The organism is Pseudarthrobacter sp. NS4 (assembly GCF_024758005.1).
GTDB lineage: Bacteria > Actinomycetota > Actinomycetes > Actinomycetales > Micrococcaceae > Arthrobacter.
In genome coordinates this window covers 2198414-2217459 of the sequence record NZ_CP103288.1, presented here as the reverse complement: position 1 = coordinate 2217459, position 19046 = coordinate 2198414, and the positions used below count along the sequence as shown (strand labels likewise).

Genomic DNA, 19046 nt, shown 5'->3' with positions numbered 1-19046 from the left:
TTCTGCTCCGCGAACCGATAAGAGGGAGAAATCATGAGCGATCGCAGCCTGCGGGGCATGCGCCTTGGTGCGCAGAGCATGGAGACCGAGTCCGGAGTCGAGCCGGCTCCGCGTCAGCGCGTCGAGTACCGTTGCGAGGACGGCGAGCAGGTCTTCGTCACCTTTTCCTCCGAAGCGGAGATCCCCCCTGTCTGGGTTTCCAAGACTGGCAAGGAAGCGCTTCTGGTCGACGGCGAACGTCCCGACACCAGCAACGACAAAGCTGTCCGTACACACTGGGACATGCTGCTGGAACGCCGCTCCCTGCCCGAACTCGAACAGATTCTCGAAGACCGGCTGACCATCCTGCGTGAACGCCGCGGAGAACGCCGCTCCGCTTAACACGTCTCGAACCAGAAAGGGGACCGTCCCTGCACAAGTGCAGGGACGGTCCCCTTTCTTTTGTCCTGGAGAATTATCTGCCCGGGCTACTGCCGGACGGTCGCCTTTTTGCGGGTCAGCGTGTTCCAGCGAGCCTGAAGCCCCCACTTGGTGACATTGACCATGGCCTCGACCACGATGTTGCCGCTCATCTTCGAGGCGCCCAGTTCCCGCTCTACGAACGTGATGGGACGCTCTTCGATGCGCAGGCCCATCCGTGCTACCCGCCAGGCCAGGTCGACCTGGAAGCCATAGCCCACAGAGTCCACCTGGTCCAGGTCGAGTTTCTCCAGGGTTGTCCGGCGGAACGCACGGTAGCCGCCGGTAACGTCCTTGATCTTCAGGCCAAGCATGAGACGGGCGTAGGTGCTGCCTACCCGGGAAATGGCCTGGCGGTAGAGTGGCCAGTTCACGACGCGTCCGCCGGGGACCCAGCGGGAACCCATGGCCAGGTCTGCGCCCTGGTCTACGGCTTCCAAAAGCTGGGGCAGCTGCTCGGGCTGGTGGGATCCATCCGCGTCCATCTCCACGAGCACGTCATAGCCGGCGTCCAGGCCCCACTTGAACCCTGCGATGTAGGCGGCTCCCAGGCCTTCCTTGCCCTTCCGGTGCAATACATGGACCTGGGAGTCCGCGGCAGCGATGGTATCGGCGAGCTTTCCGGTGCCGTCAGGACTGTTGTCATCCACCACCAGCACGTCCGACGCCGGAACAGCCGACCTGAGCCGCTGGAGCGTCTTCGGCAGCGATTCCAGTTCGTTGTAGGTGGGAATGATTGTAAGGACGCGCACAGAGGGCCTTTCCTGGTGGGAGCGGTCGGTGCACCTGGGGGCCAGCAGGCCGCCGGCAGGCGCAACTACCCATTATAGGCCGGTCGGCAGCAGGCTCAGGAACGAAGTGCCGGGCTCGAATACAATTCGGCGCCGTTCCGGACGGTCTGCAGGCAGGCCGGGTCCGTGCCGGTATCCAACGCGGGCAAGAGCGGAGTGCGGGCCCGGGGATCCGTACTCCATGACTGGACGCGCCCGTCGGCCACTTGGACCATCAGCTCCTCCACTTCCCACACAGCGAAACTTGCGGGAGCGCCGGGCACCAGCTGGCCTGCCATCGGATTGGGATATTTCGCTGACCGCCAGCCGGCACGGGTGTGGCCAAGAAAAGCGGCACGGGCGGAAATACGCTCACCTTCGTTGTGATGTTCCAGGCAGGCCCTCACGCTGGACCAGGGACGCAATGGCGTCACCGGGCTGTCGCTCCCAAAGCACACGGGAACCCCGGCCGAGAAGAGGGCGGCAAACGGGTTCATGGACCGGCCCCGCTCCCCCAGCCGCTGCTCGTAGAGGCCTCCCGGGCCGCCCCACGCGGCATCGAACGCAGGTTGGGCACTGACGGTCACGGAGTATTTGCCAAGCCTGGCAATTGCCGCTGCATCCACCATTTCGACGTGTTCGAAACGGTGCCCTGCTGCACGCACGCGCTGCTCACCCACCCGCTCAGCCGCAAGGTCCAAAGCGGACAAAGCCGCGTCCAGCCCGGCGTCCCCGATCACGTGGAAGCCGCCCTGGATTCCCGCGAGGGAACATGCCGCGAGGTGGGCTGCCGCCTCTTCCACGGAGAGGTAGAGGCTGCCGCGCTCCCCGGGGGCATCGCTGTAGCCGGACCGAAGGGCGGCAGTGCGCGACCCCACCGAGCCGTCGATGTTCAGGTCACCCGCAAGGCCCCGGAGTTCGAAGCCGAACTGGTTCCGCAGGCTGTGGGCGTGTTCTTCAGAAGGCGCCAGCTCGCCCCAGTAGGGCAGGATCTCGGGAAGGACGGTCGCATCAGCAACGGAATCGTTCCATGCTGCCGCCAGCCGCAGGTCCTCCACGCCGCCAATATGCGGGGCGCCCATCTCCGCGAGGGCGACGTACCCGTTGGCGGCGGCCTCGGCCAGGGCGCGCGCCTGGTACCGGCGGAGGTCCTCTTCCGGCAGCCGGCGGGTGGCCTGCCTTGCTGCCGTATGCGCTGCCCGCCTGACGCGTGCGCCGCCGTCGAACCCGTCCCGGCCGGGAAGGTCCGCCGCATGCGCAAGCGACGTCGAAACCAGGGCCGAGTGCACGTCGACCCTGGCCAGGTATACGGGCCGGCCTGCCGATGCCCTTTCCAGTTCGTCCGGGGTAGGCAGTGTGGGGTCGAGCCACGTCGTCTCATCCCAGCCGTGGCCGAGGACCGGGCCCTCACCGGCTGCCGATGACACGGCGTCCAGAAGCTCCCGGGCCGAGGAGACTCCTCCCAGCCTGAGCGAGTCCAAAGCGATGCCCGTCTCGGTCAGGTGCATGTGGGAATCGACGAATCCCGGCGCAACGAGTGCTCCCCGCAGGTCGATGATTTCCATGGAGCTGTCCGCAATGGATGACGCCGCCTGTTCGGACCCCACCCAGGCCACGGTGTCACCGTCCACCAGCATCGCGGTAGCGAAGGGATCGGCAGCAGTGTAGACGGACCCGTTGCGGTAGAGGACAACTTTCGGTTGGGATGCGGGACCAGGTTCGATCATACGGGGCAGGGCTCCTGACAGTGGGGCAGCCAGCCGGAAGCGGCGGGCAAACGGTTAAAGGACGGAGGAATAGGCCACGACGCCGCGGCGGATCAGGGAAATCGCCTCGGCACACAGCCGGGCGAGACGGGGATCGAGGCCGGGGATCTTGGCAAGCTGGTCCAGCAGGTCAATCACCTGCTTGACCCACCGTACAAAGTCGCCCGCCGCAAGGTCGGTGCCGCTCAGCACGTCCTGAAGATGGCGGCCGCGCGCCCACTTGTAGATGGGCCACACCAGCCCCAGCTCGGGCTCGCCGGTCAGCGGAAGCTTGTTTTCCTCTTCCACATCCTCCAGGGCTGACCATTCACGCACCACAATGTCCACCGAAGTTTCCAGGGAGATACTGGGCATCCGGGGCCGGAGCCCCCGGTCCTCCCGCTTGGCCTGGTACACCAGCACGCTGGCGAGGGCTGCAACTTCGGCAGCGTCCAGGTCCTCGAAGGCGCCGAGCCTCAGCGACTGGGAGATCAGCAGGTCCTTCTCACCGTAAATGCGCCGCAGGCGCTGGCCATCGGAGCTGATCACCAGCCCGCCGTCACCGGCGGCTTCCAGGTATCCGTAGGCGGACAGGACATCGCAGACGCGGTCGAAGGTCTTGGCGATGGTGTTGGTGCGGCCCTGGATCTGCCGGACCAGGCCATCCGTTTCCCGCCGAAGCTTCCACCACCTCTCCGACCAGCGCGCATGGTCTTCGCGTTCGCTGCACCCATGACAGGGGTGGGCGCGAAGGGCACGCCGGAGATCGGCGATACGCTTCTCCTGGTTGGGCAGGGCTGCCGCCAGACCGAAATCATTGTTGCGGTTGTGGCCGGGGGCGGGCGGCCGGTTTTCCCGGAGGGCGTTGCGTGCTGAGGACGCCAGGTCACGCCGCGACTTCGGCACCTTGGCGTTGAAGGACTTCGGGATGCGGATCCTGGTCACGGGCGAAATGGGGCCCTCCAGGTCGTCCGTCCCGATCCTGCGCAACTGGTTGTCAAGCGTCAGGACTGCCGGCCGCGGCTCACGGCTGCTGTGGTCCGAACTGAGCACAATCGCCGGTCCCGGTGCCCTCCCGCCAGGAACATTCACCACGTCGCCGGGCAACAACCTGGCCAGGGAATCATCGCTCAGTGACTTTCGGGCACGCGACTTGGTACGGGACGTGACGCTTTCGGCGTCGGAAAGCTCGCGCCGCAGCCGGGCGTACTCGGTAAAGTCGCCGAGGTGGCACGTCATGGACTTGGCGTACCCGGCGAGGGATTCCTCCCTGCTGCGTACCTGCCTGGCCAGCCCCACCACCGAGCGGTCGGCCTGGAACTGCGCGAAGGAGGATTCCAGGATCTCGCGCGCCCGCGCCCGGCCGAACTGCGCCAGGAGATTAATGCTCATGTTGTACGTCGGCCGGAAACTTGAGTTCAGGGGGTAGGTGCGCCTTGACGCAAGGCCGGCCACTGCCGTCGGGTCCGTCCCGGGCTGCCACAGCACCACGGCGTGGCCTTCGACGTCGATCCCGCGCCGGCCGGCGCGTCCGGTCAGCTGGGTGTACTCCCCGGCTGTGATGTCCACATGGGCTTCGCCGTTGAACTTGTCCAGCTTTTCCAGCACCACTGACCGGGCAGGCATGTTGACGCCGAGGGCAAGGGTCTCCGTGGCGAAGACCGCCTTGACCAGGCCGTCGGCGAAGAGCTTCTCCACCACTTCCTTGAACGTGGGCAGCATGCCCGCATGGTGGGCGGCAAAACCCCGCAGCAACCCGTCCCGCCACGTCCAGAAGCCCAGGACGTCCAGGTCGTCCGGCGGAATGTCCTGTCCGGCCTCGTCAACCCGCTGGGCGATGATCCGCTGCTCTTTTTCGGTGGTCAGCCACAACCCGGACCCGACGCACTGGGCCACGGCCACGTCGCAGCCGGCCCGGGAAAAGATGAAGGTGATGGCCGGCAGCAGGTCCATGCGGTCGAGGCTCGCAATCACCTGGGGACGGCTGGCGGGCCGCACTCCCCTTTCGTCTCCGGGCCGGCCGGGCCGGTCATTGCCACGGCGCCCACGCTGGCCGCGGCCGCCCGGGCCGGGCCTGCTGCGGAAGCTTTGCTGGATTTCGCTGCGGGCAACTGCCAGCAGGTCGGGATTGACGTCGAAGCCGCGGCTCTTGGCAGCAGCCTCTTTTGCCGGCACCTGCTGTGGGTCGTCGGGATCCACGGGCGGGGCGATTTCGTCGAACGTGGTTTCCCCGGCGAACAGATCCATGATCTGCCGGCCAACCATGACGTGCTGCCAGAGCGGCACCGGGCGGTGCTCGGAGACAATGATGTCCGTATCGCCGCGGACCGTGTCCAGCCAGGCACCAAACTCCTCGGCATTGGAGACAGTGGCGCTGAGGGAGACCACCTGCACCTCGCTGGGAAGATGAATGATCACTTCTTCCCAGACAGCACCCCGGAAGCGGTCGGCGAGGTAATGCACCTCATCCATCACCACGTAGCCCAGGTCGCCCAGGGTGGCCGAGTCTGAATAGAGCATGTTCCGGAGGACCTCGGTGGTCATGACCACTACGGGAGCATCTCCGTTAATGCTGGTGTCGCCAGTCAGCAGCCCCACGTTTTGGGCACCGTACTTTTCCGTGAGTTCGGTGAACTTCTGGTTGCTCAGCGCCTTGATGGGGGTGGTGTAGAAAGCCTTGAGGCCGCGCTGGAGAGCCAGGTAGATGGCGAACTCCCCCACGATGGTTTTTCCGGCGCCGGTTGGCGCTGCCACCAGCACTCCCCTGCCGTCCTGCAGGGAGCGGCACGCTTGACGCTGGAAGTCGTCCAGCTCGAAGTCCAGGGTGCGGATGAACGCTCCCAGATCCGTGGCCGCCTCGGCCCTGCGTTCGGCGCTGGCACGGTATCTTTCTGCGGGTGAGAGCTCTTCAGGATCGCTGGGCGCTGTGGAGAAAGGTCCGCTGGAGGATGGACCTGTGGAGAGCGGCCCGGTGTTGGAGGACATACACCAAGCCTAATGGGAGCTTAGAGGTTCTTCAGCTCACTGCCCGGGGTGGCGACGTCTGCTGTCGCCTCCGTTTCCGCGGCGCGTTTAGCTTCCCGGCGGGCGCGGCGCTTGTCGTTCATGAGGCAGATTCCGATGGCGGCAAAGAACAGGACAAGCAGCGGTCCTGCCAGCATGAACATGGATATAGCGTCAGCCCCGGGGGCGGCAATGGCGGCCAGGACGAAGACCAGGAAGACGGTGATGCGCCACGACTTGAGGATGGTCTGACCGGAGATGACGCCGGCCATATTGACACCGACCAGCACTACCGGGACCAGGAACGCGATTCCGAGGACCAGGACCATTCGGGTCACGAACTCGATGTAGGTGCGCGCATCAATGACGCTCGAAGATCCGTCGGGGGTGAACTGGGTGAGTGCCCGGACCACCTGGGGTACCACGAGCCATCCCATCCAGATTCCGGCGAGGAACAGCGGGACAGCGGCGGCCATGTAGCCCAGGGTGTACCGGCGTTCCTTGGACGTGAGGCCGGGGGTAATAAACGCCCAGAGCTGGTAGATCCAGATGGGGCTGGATATCACGGCTCCGATGAGGAGCGACATCTGCAGCTTGAAGTCAAAGGGGGACGCAATGGTGCCGAAGTTGATTGCGGACAGTCCCCCGGTTTGCTGCGAGATGCGGTTGACCGGATCGGCCAGCGCTTTCAGCAGCGGATCGTAAAGTATCCAGCCCCCGATGCCGCCAATGACGACGCCAATTGCCGACTTGATCAGCCGGTTCTTGAGCTCCTTGAGGTGGTCCCACAGGGACATCCGCCCCTCAGGGTTGGCTTTACGGGCCCGCGATAGTGCCACTGGGGGTCAGGCGCGGGTCGACGGCGGAACGTCAGTGCCGTCTGTCGGCTCACCGGGCTTCGCCTTGGGGTGGTTCACGACGGTGCCTTCCACCGGACCCGAGGCGTCGGTGGTGTCGGTTTTGCCGTCGTTCTTCATTTCCTTGACCTCGGACTTTATGATCCGCATCGACTGGCCGAGGCTGCGCGCCATAGCCGGAAGCTTAGGGGCGGCAAATAGCAGCAATGCAACAACGATGATAATGACGATGGGCCAAGGGCCATCAAAGAGTCTTCCCATGGGAAATCCTTTCCTCTCAATACATCCTACTTCTATGTGAAGTCGAGATCCCCGAGCGCCTGCGGCTGGCCCCGGTACGTCTTGCGTTGAACCCGCCGAAGGCGGCGTTCTTCCCGCCGTGCTGACGTGGATGCCTCGTAATCATGTCGCATGACGGTAGGTGAGGCAAAAACAGCGGAACCCGGCGGCGCGTGTCCGGGCTGTTCCGGTGCAAAGTGCTCCTGTATGGGGCCCAGCTGCCCGAGCTTGTCGCCGGCTGCCCCCAGGTCCTTGACGGTCGCCATGAACTGGCGGAAAAGTCGGATGCCCAGGAGGACATAGAAGAGCAGTGACAGCGCTACAAGCGCCACCCATATCAGGATCCAGGACCACCAAGGCATGCTGAGAAGTCTAGCCGCCGTACCTGGCCAACGACGCCTCCAGCCATTCCCGCGACGCTGCGGCCAAGGGCTCCGGCGCCAGGATGCGGGCGGAACCGCCGTGCTGGGCAACAAACATGGGCAGCCATGCGGTGTGGCCGAACCTTATGTCGGCTACCAGTCCGCCGTCGGGAAGTTCTGCTGTCCGCTCCGCATAATAATCATCCGCCAGCCCCCTCCCCTGCCGGGTGAGCTGGACCGTGACGGTGGTGTCGTCGTCGTTCGGTGTAAAAAGCTTGGCGGGGACACCTTCGGAGGGCGTGCTGCCCTCTGCCATGGGCCGCCCGTTCGGATGCACGTCCTGGACGCGGTCCAGGCGGAAGTTCCGCAGTCCGTTGACCAGGTGGCAATACGCCTCGAAGTACCAGGTGTTATCGAGGGAGTAGAGCCGCAGTGGATCCACATCCCGTTCTGTGACGTTGTCCCGCTGCGGTGACAGGTATGTCAGGTGAAGCTGGGAGCGGGACTCGATCGCTTGCCGCACAGTGGCGTGCGCGGCGGCATCGGCTGGCTCCATCTCCGGGCCGGCAAGGGATGCTGCCCTGAGCCCCTCCTCTCCGGCGGCCGCCAGAAGCTTGAGGGTCACTGATTCCAGGGCCCCGCCCTCGGCGATGCCCGGCAGGCCGTTCAGGGTCTCAAGGCCCGTGAGGAGCGCGCAGGCCTCGTCCACGGTGAACCGGACCGGTCTCTTGAGGTCCAGGTCCTGGGTTATGAAAACATGGTCGTTTTCCCACTGGATGTCCAGGAGGTCATCCGGATACCCCTCGGGCAGTCCGGAGCAAATGAGGATCCGAAGGTCGTCCTCAAGCTCCTTCCGGGTCACTCCGAAGTGCCTGGCTACGTCCTGGATATGCAGGCCCTGGTTGTGCACCAGGAAGGGAACCAACTGGAGCATGCGTTTGAGCTGGTCCTCTGAGGTCCTGGAGCGGACCGGGCGCGCCCGCGCCGGCGAAAACGAGTAGTCAGGCAGCGGTGATGCGCTGAAGTCGGCGGCCGCCTTGAGCCTCCGGCGGACGGCGCCGGCGAGCTCTTCGGGGAAAACGGCCAGGACATTGGGCCCATATGACGCGAGTTCCTCGGCAAGGGTTTCCGGGTCGCGGAACTGCAGGCTGATCCGGTTATAGCCGGCTTCCTCACGGTTCAACGCGGCAGCGCCATACGCGGCAGCATCAAGCGCGGAGGGCTCAAGCGCCCGGCGCCGGAGGGCGAGCAGGCGGCCTTCCCTGACATCCACGACGGCGGTACGGAGCGGCAGTTCGGGGAGGCGGTCCAGTTCCTGCCGGATGTTGAAGTCCGCCGGTGGCGAGTACTGCTCCTTGTCCAGGGTGGTCACGGCACTGGTAAAGCGGGACAGCCGGAAGTGCCTGGGCGCATTCCGGGCGCGGTCATAGCCCACCAGGTACCACTGTCCGAACCTGCTGCCGAGGCCCCACGGCTCCACGGTTCGCAACTCTTCCTTCCCCGTGCTGCCGGCAAGGTAACTGAAACTGACCGGATGCCGCGCATGCATGGCCGCCACCACGTCGTCAAAGGCCTGCCCGGCAGGCTTGATCCGCGGCTGGAGGCCCGCAGGCAATTCAACGTCCGCCATCCGTCCGGACGCCTGGAGCTTCCGGAGGGCGCTTTGCGCAGCCGTGCCGAGGGCAGCGCGCTCCCAGAGCTGGGAGGCCAGGAGGAGCACCGTCCATTCCTCCGGTTCGAGCTGGACCTCCGGAAGGCGGTTGGATTCCTTGCCGATGCGGTAGCGGGTGGTGGCGGGGTCGTCCTCGCTCCACCCCATGTCGGTCAGGGTTTCCACGTCAAACCCGAACTGGCGCAGGTCGTTCTTGTCACGCTCGAACATCCGGCCAAAAGCCACGTCATTGCCGGACGTGTCGTGATACACCTTTTCCCGCAATTCACTGCGGCGCAGGCCATACCGGGTGTTCAGGAGCGCGATCAGCAGATTAAGGAGTCGTTCAGTGCGGGATACGGACACTCTGGTTACGTTACTAAACTCCGGGCGGAACGCAGAAAGCGCGGCAACACAGGAGGGTTCCTGATGTTGCCGCGCTTTGACTGCGTGCTGTCAGCGGGATACCGGATCAGCGGACGCCCACGAGGTCCACTACGAAGATGAGGGCTTCATTGGGCTTGATCGCTCCGCCCGCGCCGCGGGAGCCATATGCCAGCTCGGAAGGGATTTCCAGGCGGCGGCGGCCGCCCACCTTCATGCCCAGCAGGCCCTGGTCCCAGCCCTGGATTACCTGGCCCACGCCCACGCGGAAGTCCAGCGGCGCTCCACGGCCCCAGGAAGCGTCAAATTCCTCACCGGTGGACCAGGCCACTCCGACGTAGTGGGTGGAGACGGTGTCCCCTGCCTTGGCCTCGCGGCCGTCACCCTCGATTAGGTCTGTGATGACCAGTTCGGTGGGGACGTCGCCTTCCGGAAAATCGATTTCGGGCTTCTGGCGGTCAAAGTCCCGCTGTCCAAACGACATGGTTGCTCCTTTGTGTCGGTAGTGCTGCTGTTGGGTCCCGCGGAAGGACCCGCGGACTGGTTGTAAGTGTTGCTACTTGGCGCCGAGGATGTCCACTACGAACACCAGGTCACCCTTGGCCTCGCCCTGGCCCGCCTCGCCGTATGCAAGGTCCTTGGGGATCACCAGCAGGACGCGGGAGCCGACGGCCTTGCCGGTGAGGCCCTGGGTCCAACCCTTGATGACCTGGTTCAGAGCGAAGCTCGCGGGCTCGCCACGGTCGAAGCTCGAGTCAAACTTCGTGCCGCCCACAAGGTTGACGCCCACGTAGTTGACGGTGAGGGTATCGGTTTCCTTGACGGTGGCACCGTTGCCCTTGATGAGGTCCTGGGACACCAGTTCGCTGGGAGCTTCGACGCCTTCAACCGAGATTTCGGGAACCCCGTTGTTTTCCTTGACCGTGGGCAGCCCTGCGGGCGGGGTGACGGTCTCGCCTTCGGGCTTTTCGAGGGCCGGCGTTACGTCCGTGGTGGACAGGACCTTGATAACGAGCAACTGGGTGGGCTGTGCTTCAGCTCCGGCGGTAGCCGCCTGTCCGGGCACGGCCAGCGCGAGGCTGGAGCCAACCTTCGCACCTACAAAGGCGTTGTAGATGACGGGGCTGCCGGTCTTCAGCTCTTCGTCAAGCTCGAGAGGTTCGGGATCGTTCGGGAACGTATCCTCAAGGGTGGAGCCGTCGGCGGCGTTAAGGGCAAGGATCGAGATGTTGGCGATCTGGTTCGCCTTCACGGCCTCCCCGCTGCCCTCGCTGACAACCTTGACTGTCGGTTCCGCCACTTCCAGCGGCTTGTCGAATTCCACGCCGGGAGCTTTTTTGTCCCCGTTGTCAGTCAGTTTGAGGGAGTCGAACTTTGCAGTTTCGCCAGCGGACTGGCTGGTGGGTTCCGGCTCCGCGGGCGAGCCGCTGCAGGCAGTAAGCAGCAGCAGACCGGGAAGAAGGATTGCTAGTAGTCGGCGCACGTAAGAGAACTTTCGTAGGGGCAGGGTGGATGCGAAGCTCCGCGTTGCAGCGGACAGAATCGCGGCAGGCCCTGATAAAGGACCTCATCCAGAATAGCCCCTGAAGCTGGGTGTCAGCCCATAGAGTCAAGAAGGGCGTCCACGCGCTCGTCGACGCTGCGGAAGGGATCCTTGCACAGGATGGTCTGGTGGGCCCGGTCGTTTAGCTTCAGGTGGACCCAGTCCACCGTGTAGTCACGGCCCAGTTCCTGGGCACGGCGTACGAAGTCCCCTCGCAGCTTGGCGCGTGTGGTCTGCGGCGGGACATCAACGGCATCCTTGATGACAGTGTCATCCACGATCCGCCGCACGGCACCACGGGACTGCAGCAGATAGTAGAGGCCGCGGCCGCGGGAAATGTCGTGGTACGTCAGGTCAAGCTGGGCTATCCGTGGCGCGTCGAGGCCCAGCCCGTGGCGCGCGCGGTAGTTGTCCATCAGCTTCTTCTTGATGGCCCAATCAATTTCGGTGTCGATGCTGCGGGAGTCACCGCTCTCAATGGCCTTAAGCGTGCGCTCCCACAGATCAAGGATCAGCGGAACGTGGGGGTTGTGCGCACCATGCTCTTTCACGAAAGCCGTAACCTTGGTCAGGTACTCCTGCTGAATTTCAAGGGCGGTGAGCTGGCGCCCGTTGGCCAGCCGGACAAGGGCCCTGCCACTGAGGTCGTGCGAGATTTCGCGGATGCTGCGGATGGGGTTTTCCATCCGCATGTCCCGCATGATGACACCGGCTTCGATCATGCGCAGCACAAGGTCGACGGTGCCCACTTTCATGAGGGCCGTGGATTCGGACATGTTCGAGTCGCCCACAATCACGTGCAGGCGGCGGTAGAACTCGGCGTCGGCGTGCGGCTCGTCCCGGGTGTTGATAATGGGACGGGACCGCGTGGTGGCGGAGGAAACGCCCTCCCAGATGTGGTCGGCGCGCTGGGAGAAAGCATAGGTGGCCCCATGCGGAGTCTTGAGGATCTTGCCGGCGCCGGCGATGAGCTGCCGCGTGACCAGGAACGGAATCAGGATCTCAGCCAGCCTCGAGAATTCGCCGCGGCGTGGAATGAGGTAGTTCTCGTGGCTGCCGTAGGAGTTTCCGGCGGAATCGGTGTTGTTCTTGAACAGATATACGGTGCCGTTAAAACCTTCAGCGGCAAGCCGGGCCTGGGCCTCGTCCACGAGGTCGTCAAGGATCAGCTCCCCGGCACGGTCGTGGGCGATCAGCTGTGCAAGGTCGTCACATTCCGCCGTAGCGTATTCAGGGTGGGAGCCGACGTCCAGGTACAGCCTGGAGCCGTTGGTAAGGAACACGTTGGAGGATCGCCCCCAGCTGACTACCTTGCGGAAGAGGTACCGGGCCACCTCCTCGGGAGCAAGAGGCCTGGAGTCGGGACTCGAATACGAAATCCCGAATTCGGTTTCGATCCCGAAAATTCTCTTGTCCATGAGTCCTCCTAGGCCAGCAGTGCAGTGATGTCCGCGTCGTTCAACCGGCGGAAGGCGCGGCGGGATCCGCGGGAACTCTCGGACAACCTGTCCAGAACTGCGACTTCCAGCGCCCTTGCCGGCAATGCCTTGGCCTGTTCATCTGTTTCGGCCGTGGGGGTCAGGCCTGACATGGCCAGCTGCACGGCTTCGGAGAAATTGAGGGAGCTGCGCCAGCCACCCTCGATGGCCTTAGAGACCTTGTCCGCCTGGCCGCCCATGACCACGAAGCTGTGTTCATCGGCGATGGAGCCGTCAAACGTCAGCCGGTAGAGGTGGTCCTCTTCCTGGGTGGGTCCGACTTCGGCGACCGCCAGTTCCACCTCGAACGGTTTCTGCTCTGCGGTGAACACGGCGCCCAGGCTCTGCGCATAAACGCTGGCCAGGCCCCGGGCGGTGACGTCCTCACGATCGTAGGAGTACCCGCGGACATCCGCGTACCTGACGCCGGCTTGCCGGAGGCTTTCAAACTCGTTGTACTTTCCGACGGCGGCGAAGGCGATTTTGTCGTAGATCTCCCCTATTTTGTGCAGGGAGGGTGAGGGGTTTTCCGCCACGAGCGCGATGCCGTCCGCGCAGCTGATGACCACAACGGACCTGCCGCGGGCGATGCCTTTCCGCGCGAAATCCGCACGGTCCTTCATCAGCTGCTCGGGCGAGACATAGAACTGCTGGGTCATCTCAGGCCTCCCGTCCGGCAGCGGTGCGGGCTTCGATGACGTTCCTTGAGGCAGCCGCGAGTTCGGGGTCGGGAACACGGCGGGCGCCCGAGCTGTCTACTGTGTACACCACCGGCCAGAGCTGGCGGACGGTGTCGGGGCCACCGGTGGCTGAATCGTCGTCTGCGGCGTCGTACAGGGATTCCACTGCGACGGAGAGGGCCTCGGCGGCATTGAGATTGGGCCGCCATAGTTTTTTCAGGGCTCCCCGGGCGAAGACGGACCCGGACCCTACCGTGTGATGTTCGTGTTCCTCGTACCTGCCGCCGGTGACGTCGTAGGAGAAGAGCCTGCCCACACCGGCGCTGTTGTCGAAACCGGCGAAAAGGGGTACTACGGCCAGGCCTTGCAGGGCGAGCGGGAGGTTGCCGCGGATCATGGCCCCGAGCCTGTTGGCCTTGCCTTCGAGGCTGAGGAGCGTGCCTTCGATCTTTTCGTAGTGCTCGAGTTCCACTTGGAACAGCCGCGTGAGGTCAATGGCTATGCCGGCAGTTCCTGCGATGCCCAGCACCGAAAACCGGTCTGCGGGGAACACCTTCTCGATGTGCCTGCTGGCTATGACGTTGCCCATGGTGGCCCGCCGGTCCCCGGCCATCAGCACTCCGCCGTCGTAGCTCATGGCAACAATGGTGGTGGCGTGCGGCACCTGCAGCGGAGCGGCCGCGGACGCACCGCCCTGATAAGACCGGTCAAAGGGCAGAAGCTCCGGCCGGTCCCGCTGCAGGTGTTCGGTAAAGGACGAGGTGGCGTTTGCGGCTACCTGGTTGGCGGTTGATTCCTGCACTCATGCACTCCTTGAACGTGGTACTTCAACGTAGGTACAGATTCCGGCCGTCCGGGGCTTCCGCCACCCTCCGGTCCGGGTTACTGGCCGCCTTTTTGGACGAACGCCCGGACGAATTCTTCAGCGTTGGATTCCAGGACGCCGTCGATTTCGTCGAGCAGGTCGTCCACGCCTTCCGTGGATGCCGAAGCCTGGGCTTCCGGCGGTGCGGGCGGCGCCTCAGGAATGTCTTCGTCGACCTGGCTGTCGCGTGATTGCGGCTGCTGCTGCTCCTGGCCTGCCATCGTTACCCCTCCCTTTGTCAGTCATCGGATCCGGCGGATCCTCCGATATCCCCATCCTGCCACGGTAGCGGTCGTCTGGCGCGGTTTATGCCGCAGGCGGAGCGTTGTTGTGTCCAAGGAGCTCCGCGAGGAACGGCCCTGCTTCCCGATAGCGCTGGAATAACGCTCCGGTGAGGGCTTTGGTTCCCCGAAGTGGCTCCCGCGTCGGGACACGCTGAAGGCGTCCGTACCCGGGCACGTCGAAGATGACTGAGTCCCAGCTCGCGCCCACCACGTCTTTGCCGAAGCTGCTGATGCACTTGCCTCTGAAGAAGGCGCGTGTGTCCGGCGGCGGTTCACCCACCGCGGAAGCGATCGCGGCGTCGTCGACAATCCTTTGCATCCTGTCCCTGGCCAGGAACCGGTAGTACAGGCCTTTTTCCGGCCGGATGTCAGCCCACTGCAGGTCCACGAGGCCCAGGCGGGCGTCGTTCCATTCGAGTCCGTCGCGCTGGCGGTACCCGTCCAAAAGGGAGAGCTTGGCGAGCCATTCAACCGAGCTGGACGCCGCCGCCCTGTCACTGTCCAGCTGGGTGAGGACGGTGGCCCACCGGTCCAGGACATCGTGCGTGTGTCCGTCGCCGTCCAAGGGGTCGCCTACACCGGTGTCCTGGGCGAGCTTGGCTGCGGCCTCGTGGTACATCCACTGCAGGTCAAGGGCGGTGACCCGCCTGCCGTCCAGCAACCGCAGCTTTGCCGTGAGCGACGTGTCATGGCTTACCGCCTGGAGAGCCTGGACAGGTTCGTACACCTCAACTTTTGGCGCCAGTCCTGCCTCGATGAGGCTAAGGACCAAGGCTGTGGCACCGAACTTCAGGTAGTTGGACACCTGGCTGAGGTTCGCATCACCGATGATGACGTGCAGGCGCCGGTACTTGTCCGCCGTGGCGTGCGGCTCGTCCCGGGTATTGATGATGGGCCTGCGGATGGTTGTTTCCAGGCCCACTTCGGCTTCAAAGAAGTCTGCACGCTGGCTGATCTGGTAGCCCGGCACCGAGCTGTCCTGTCCGATTCCAAGCCGGCCCGCGCCACAGATGATCTGGCGGGTGACGAAGAAGGGAGTCAGGCCCCGCACGATGTCGCCGAACGGGACCGACCGTGGCATGAGGTAGTTCTCGTGGGAGCCGTAGGAGACGGACTTGTTGTCCGTGTTGTTCTTGTAGAGATTCACGTGCGGAAGGTCCGGGTCAGACGCCAGCCGCCGGACCGCTGCCAGCGCCACCAGATCCCCGGCGGCATCCCACGTGACGGCATCGCGCGGATTGGTCACCTCGGGGCTTGAGTATTCAGGATGGGCATGGTCGACGTACAGCCGTGCGCCGTTGCCGAGGACCATGTTCATCAGGAGCGTGCCGGACTCGTCCTGGCCATCGAGTTCGAGTTCCTCACGGCCGTAGGCGAGGGCCACGGCTTCCGCATCGAGTACGGGCGGCTGGTCTGTCAGCTGGCTGGGGTGGGCCGACCCGCGGTCAACTGTCCATCCCCGGGCGTCGTGCAGCGGCTCTTCATCCGTGTAGTCCCAGCGGGTCTCCGCTCCTCCGGCAGCACGCTGCCTGGTGACCTGGGCGTACGCCTGCACCACCCGTGCGCTCATCATGGTCGCGTTGGCCGAAGGGGCGGACGGAGCATGGATGCCATACTCCGTTTCCGCGCCCATGACCCGCATGGCCCCGCCGGCCGGGAGCGCGCCCCCGGCGGCGGGTTCCGGTGCAGCCGTCATAGATACTGTCCCGTGGTGGGCATGGTTTCAATCGATTTGCCGGGTTCCTGGCCGGCCTTGCCCTGGACGATGGTGCGGATGTAGGTGATCCGCTCGCCCTTCTTGCCGGAGATACGGGCCCAGTCGTCGGGATTGGTGGTGTTGGGCATGTCCTCGTGTTCACGGAACTCGTCCACCACAGCCCGCAGCAGATGCTCTATCCGCAGCCCCTTCTGGTGCGTGGTCAGAAGGTCTTTGATGGCGTACTTCTTGGCCCGGTCCACCACGTTCTGGACCACGGCGCCGGAGTTGAAGTCCTTGAAGTACAGCATCTCGGTGTCGCCGTTGGCGTACGTGACTTCCAGGAACTCGTTCGACTTGTCCGTCGAGTACATCGCCTCTACTGTCCGCTGGACCATGGCATCTACGGTCGCCTGGACATCGCCGTCGTGCTCCGCCAGGTCAGACTCGTGGAACGGAAGGTCCGTGGTGATGTACTTGTTGAAAATGTCGGCCGCAGCTTCCGCGTCCGGACGGTGGATCTTGACTTTGACGTCCAGCCGGCCGGGGCGGAGGATCGCGGGGTCGATCATGTCCTCACGGTTGGACGCGCCGATTACGATCACGTTATCGAGCCGCTCCACGCCATCGATCTCGCTGAGGAGCTGGGGAACGATGGTTGTCTCGACGTCGGAAGAAATGCCGGTGCCGCGGGTGCGGAACAGTGAATCCATCTCGTCGAAGAACACCACTACCGGGCTGCCGTCGGAGGCCTTTTCCCTGGCCCGGGAGAAGATCAGCCGGATGTGCCGCTCCGTTTCCCCGACATACTTATCCAGGAGTTCGGGGCCCTTGATGTTGAGGAAGTAGCTCTTGAGGTCCACATTGCCTGAACGCTCCGCGGCGCGGGCGGCGAGTGAATTGGCCACGGCCTTGGCGATGAGGGTCTTGCCACAGCCCGGAGGGCCGTACAGCAGGATGCCCTTGGGCGCCTTGAGCCCGTGTTCCCGGTAGAGGTCCGGGTGGAGGAAAGGCAGTTCGACGGCGTCGCGGATCTGCTCGATTTGCGGCCCCAGCCCACCAATGTCCTCGTAGGTGATGTCGGGGACTTCCTCCAGGACCAGGTTTTCCACCTCGGACCGGGGCACCTTTTCCAGGGCGTAGCCGGTCCGCGAATCAATGGACAGCGCGTCCCCTACGCGGAGCTTTTCCAGGAGGAGGGCACCGGAGAGCCGGACGACGCGCTCTTCGTCGGCCCGTCCCACAACCAATGCACGGTCTGCGCCGAGCATCTCCTTCAGCGTGGCCAATTCGCCGGCGCGCTCATATCCGAGCCCGGCCACAATGAGCAGTGCTTCATTGAGCAGGACTTCCTGGCCCACGGCGAGCTGATTGATGTTGACGAGAGGACTGATGCCCACCCGCATTTTCCGGCCGGCGTTGAAGATGTCCGCCGATTCCTCCGTGGCCGCCTGCCCGCTGCTGCCCGGAGTGGGCTGCCGTTTCGGGTTCAGCTGAAGGATCGTGCCGAAGCTGTACGGCGGCTGCCCTTCCTGGTCCAACGCGTTCTTGAGCCGCAGAATCTCGGCCTTCGCGGTCTCGAGCATGCTGACCAGCTTGGTGTTGTTCTGCGTTGCCGCAGCCAACTGGCGGTCGATGTGCCTGAGCTTGTCCCGGAGGATGTTGACCTGGCGGTCGGCAACCGAGAGGTCATTGGCGGCAGACTGCTCTGCCGGTGTACGTCCGGAGTCCTGGTTTGGAGTCTCCATTTGTATCAGCCCCTTCCTGCGCTTCTATTAAGACATTAGCCCCAAGATGGCAGGTAGGGATGGAGACTCCCGAAATGTGGACTAGTTCGTGACCTCCGGAGCGTCCCTGACATTGGTCCCGGCGATGGCGTCGCGGGCAGCCCGCCGCAGCTTCTTGTCCGACACGAGCCGCTCCCCCACGGCTCCGGGCGTCCAGGCGTTGACGTCCTCTTCATTGAATTCGGTCTTCGACGGGCGCCGCTTCACCGAGATGCCGGTGACGCCGTCGGCCAGCCGGCGGGTCACCAGGAGGAAGCCTGTGTGGGCCACCATCCGGTGGTCGGGCCGGACAGCAAGTCCTTCAAGGTGCCAGCCGCGGACCATGGATTCCCAGGCGTCGGGTTCCGTGAACCGGCCGTCTGCCCGGATGGCCTCTGCTGTCCGGGAGAGCTGTGTGACGGTGGCCACGTAGTTGATCCAGACACCGCCCGGTGCAAGAACGGTGGCCACGGCGTCGAGGCATTCCCAGGGGGCGAGCATGTCCAGCACCACGCGGTCCACCGAGCCCGGCGCCTCACTGCGGACAACTTCTTCCTGGAAGTCACCCAGGGAGATCTGCCAGGCAGGGTGCGGCCCGCCGAAAATCGTTTCCACGTTTCCACGGGCGATATCGGCGAACTCTTCACGCCGCTCGAAGGAGTGCAGGTAGCCCTGGTCACCCACCGCGCGGAGAAGTGAGATCGAGAGGGCGCCCGAGCCAACGCCGGCCTCAACGACGCGCGCGCCAGGGAAGATGTCAGCCATGGTGACGATCTGGCCGGCGTCCTTTGGATAGACGACGGCGGCGCCCCGCGGCATGGACAGGACGAAGTCTGAGAGCAGCGGGCGCAGGGTCTGGTACTGCTGGCCCACATTGTTAACCACGACCGAACCGTCTACCTTGCCAATGATGTCATCGTGGTTCAGGAAGCCGCGGTGGGTGTGGAAGGCCCCGCCGCGTTCGAGGGTGATGGTGTTCATCCGCCCGCGCTCGTCGGTCAGCTGGACCCGTTCGCCTTCCCGGAAGGGGCCACGGCGGCGGGCAGCGCCCACCGGCTGCGAGCTGCCGGCGGCAGCACCGGCCTGGGCTGCTGCCGTGGCTTCATTGACGGCAGTTTCGCTGCTCATGATGTTCCTCGCTCCTGTAAACCTGTGGTGCCAACGCATGTATGTCCTTAACAGACATTGTGGCTTCTGCGGCGGCAATGCACACCGGCAGGTAAC

General features: G+C 64.4%; 17 protein-coding genes. 1 reads left to right on the top strand and 16 read right to left on the bottom strand.

The features are described from left to right. Positions 1-33 precede the first annotated feature (33 nt). Entirely contained in the window at positions 34-381 is a 348-nt protein-coding gene (locus NXY83_RS10415; RefSeq protein WP_013600997.1) for an RNA polymerase-binding protein RbpA, read from the top strand. Positions 382-467: 86 nt separating this feature from the next. Here the strand turns inward: NXY83_RS10415 and NXY83_RS10410 are convergent, their stop codons facing one another. The 16 genes from NXY83_RS10410 to NXY83_RS10335 all read right to left on the bottom strand — a co-directional run bounded on the left by NXY83_RS10410 (position 468) and on the right by NXY83_RS10335 (position 18950). Continuing rightward, positions 468-1211 carry a polyprenol monophosphomannose synthase gene (locus NXY83_RS10410; RefSeq protein ID WP_258806039.1) on the bottom strand — a complete coding sequence of 248 codons (744 nt, stop codon included), beginning with the start codon at positions 1209-1211 and terminating at the stop codon, positions 468-470. A 95-nt stretch (positions 1212-1306) separates the two neighbouring features. Further along, entirely contained in the window at positions 1307-2956 is a 1650-nt protein-coding gene (locus tag NXY83_RS10405; protein ID WP_258806038.1) for an amidohydrolase, read from the bottom strand. Positions 2957-3010: 54 nt separating this feature from the next. Next, a complete protein-coding gene (locus NXY83_RS10400) occupies positions 3011-5959 on the bottom strand; it encodes a DEAD/DEAH box helicase (RefSeq protein ID WP_258806037.1) in 2949 nt (982 codons plus the stop codon). Between the two features lie 20 nt (positions 5960-5979). Further along, on the bottom strand, positions 5980-6774 hold the full coding sequence (gene tatC, locus NXY83_RS10395; RefSeq protein ID WP_258806036.1) for a twin-arginine translocase subunit TatC: 795 nt from the start codon (positions 6772-6774) through the stop codon (positions 5980-5982). Between the two features lie 48 nt (positions 6775-6822). Further along, the gene (gene tatA, locus NXY83_RS10390; RefSeq protein ID WP_258806032.1) at positions 6823-7095 is read right to left on the bottom strand and encodes a Sec-independent protein translocase subunit TatA; all 273 of its coding nucleotides are present in this window, start codon (positions 7093-7095) and stop codon (positions 6823-6825) included. A 32-nt stretch (positions 7096-7127) separates the two neighbouring features. After that, positions 7128-7475 carry a hypothetical protein gene (locus NXY83_RS10385; protein WP_258806031.1) on the bottom strand — a complete coding sequence of 116 codons (348 nt, stop codon included), beginning with the start codon at positions 7473-7475 and terminating at the stop codon, positions 7128-7130. 10 nt (positions 7476-7485) lie between these two features. After that, entirely contained in the window at positions 7486-9492 is a 2007-nt protein-coding gene (locus NXY83_RS10380; protein WP_258806030.1) for a helix-turn-helix transcriptional regulator, read from the bottom strand. Between the two features lie 106 nt (positions 9493-9598). Further along, positions 9599-9994, bottom strand: coding sequence for an FKBP-type peptidyl-prolyl cis-trans isomerase (locus NXY83_RS10375; RefSeq protein ID WP_079596136.1), 396 nt, complete (start codon positions 9992-9994; stop codon positions 9599-9601). A 72-nt stretch (positions 9995-10066) separates the two neighbouring features. Continuing rightward, complete coding sequence (locus NXY83_RS10370; RefSeq protein ID WP_258806028.1) at positions 10067-10993, bottom strand: FKBP-type peptidyl-prolyl cis-trans isomerase; 927 nt, start codon at positions 10991-10993, stop codon at positions 10067-10069. 113 nt (positions 10994-11106) lie between these two features. Continuing rightward, positions 11107-12471: a Pup--protein ligase gene (gene pafA / locus NXY83_RS10365; protein WP_258806027.1), complete on the bottom strand. Its 1365-nt coding sequence runs from the start codon at positions 12469-12471 to the stop codon at positions 11107-11109. A gap of 8 nt (positions 12472-12479) precedes the next feature. After that, positions 12480-13190 carry a proteasome subunit alpha gene (prcA, locus tag NXY83_RS10360; protein ID WP_258806026.1) on the bottom strand — a complete coding sequence of 237 codons (711 nt, stop codon included), beginning with the start codon at positions 13188-13190 and terminating at the stop codon, positions 12480-12482. A gap of 1 nt (position 13191) precedes the next feature. Then, positions 13192-14013: a proteasome subunit beta gene (gene prcB, locus NXY83_RS10355; protein ID WP_258806025.1), complete on the bottom strand. Its 822-nt coding sequence runs from the start codon at positions 14011-14013 to the stop codon at positions 13192-13194. Positions 14014-14093: 80 nt separating this feature from the next. Next, positions 14094-14297, bottom strand: coding sequence for a ubiquitin-like protein Pup (locus NXY83_RS10350; protein WP_015937113.1), 204 nt, complete (start codon positions 14295-14297; stop codon positions 14094-14096). A gap of 85 nt (positions 14298-14382) precedes the next feature. Beyond that, positions 14383-16056 (bottom strand): depupylase/deamidase Dop, encoded by a 1674-nt coding sequence (dop, locus tag NXY83_RS10345; protein WP_258806024.1) that lies wholly within the window; start codon positions 16054-16056, stop codon positions 14383-14385. Continuing rightward, positions 16053-17804: a proteasome ATPase gene (arc, locus tag NXY83_RS10340; RefSeq protein WP_258806023.1), complete on the bottom strand. Its 1752-nt coding sequence runs from the start codon at positions 17802-17804 to the stop codon at positions 16053-16055. The genes dop and arc overlap by 4 nt, the downstream gene beginning before the upstream one ends. 81 nt (positions 17805-17885) lie before the next feature. Continuing rightward, positions 17886-18950, bottom strand: coding sequence for a tRNA (adenine-N1)-methyltransferase (locus NXY83_RS10335; protein WP_258806021.1), 1065 nt, complete (start codon positions 18948-18950; stop codon positions 17886-17888). Positions 18951-19046: the final 96 nt, after the last annotated feature.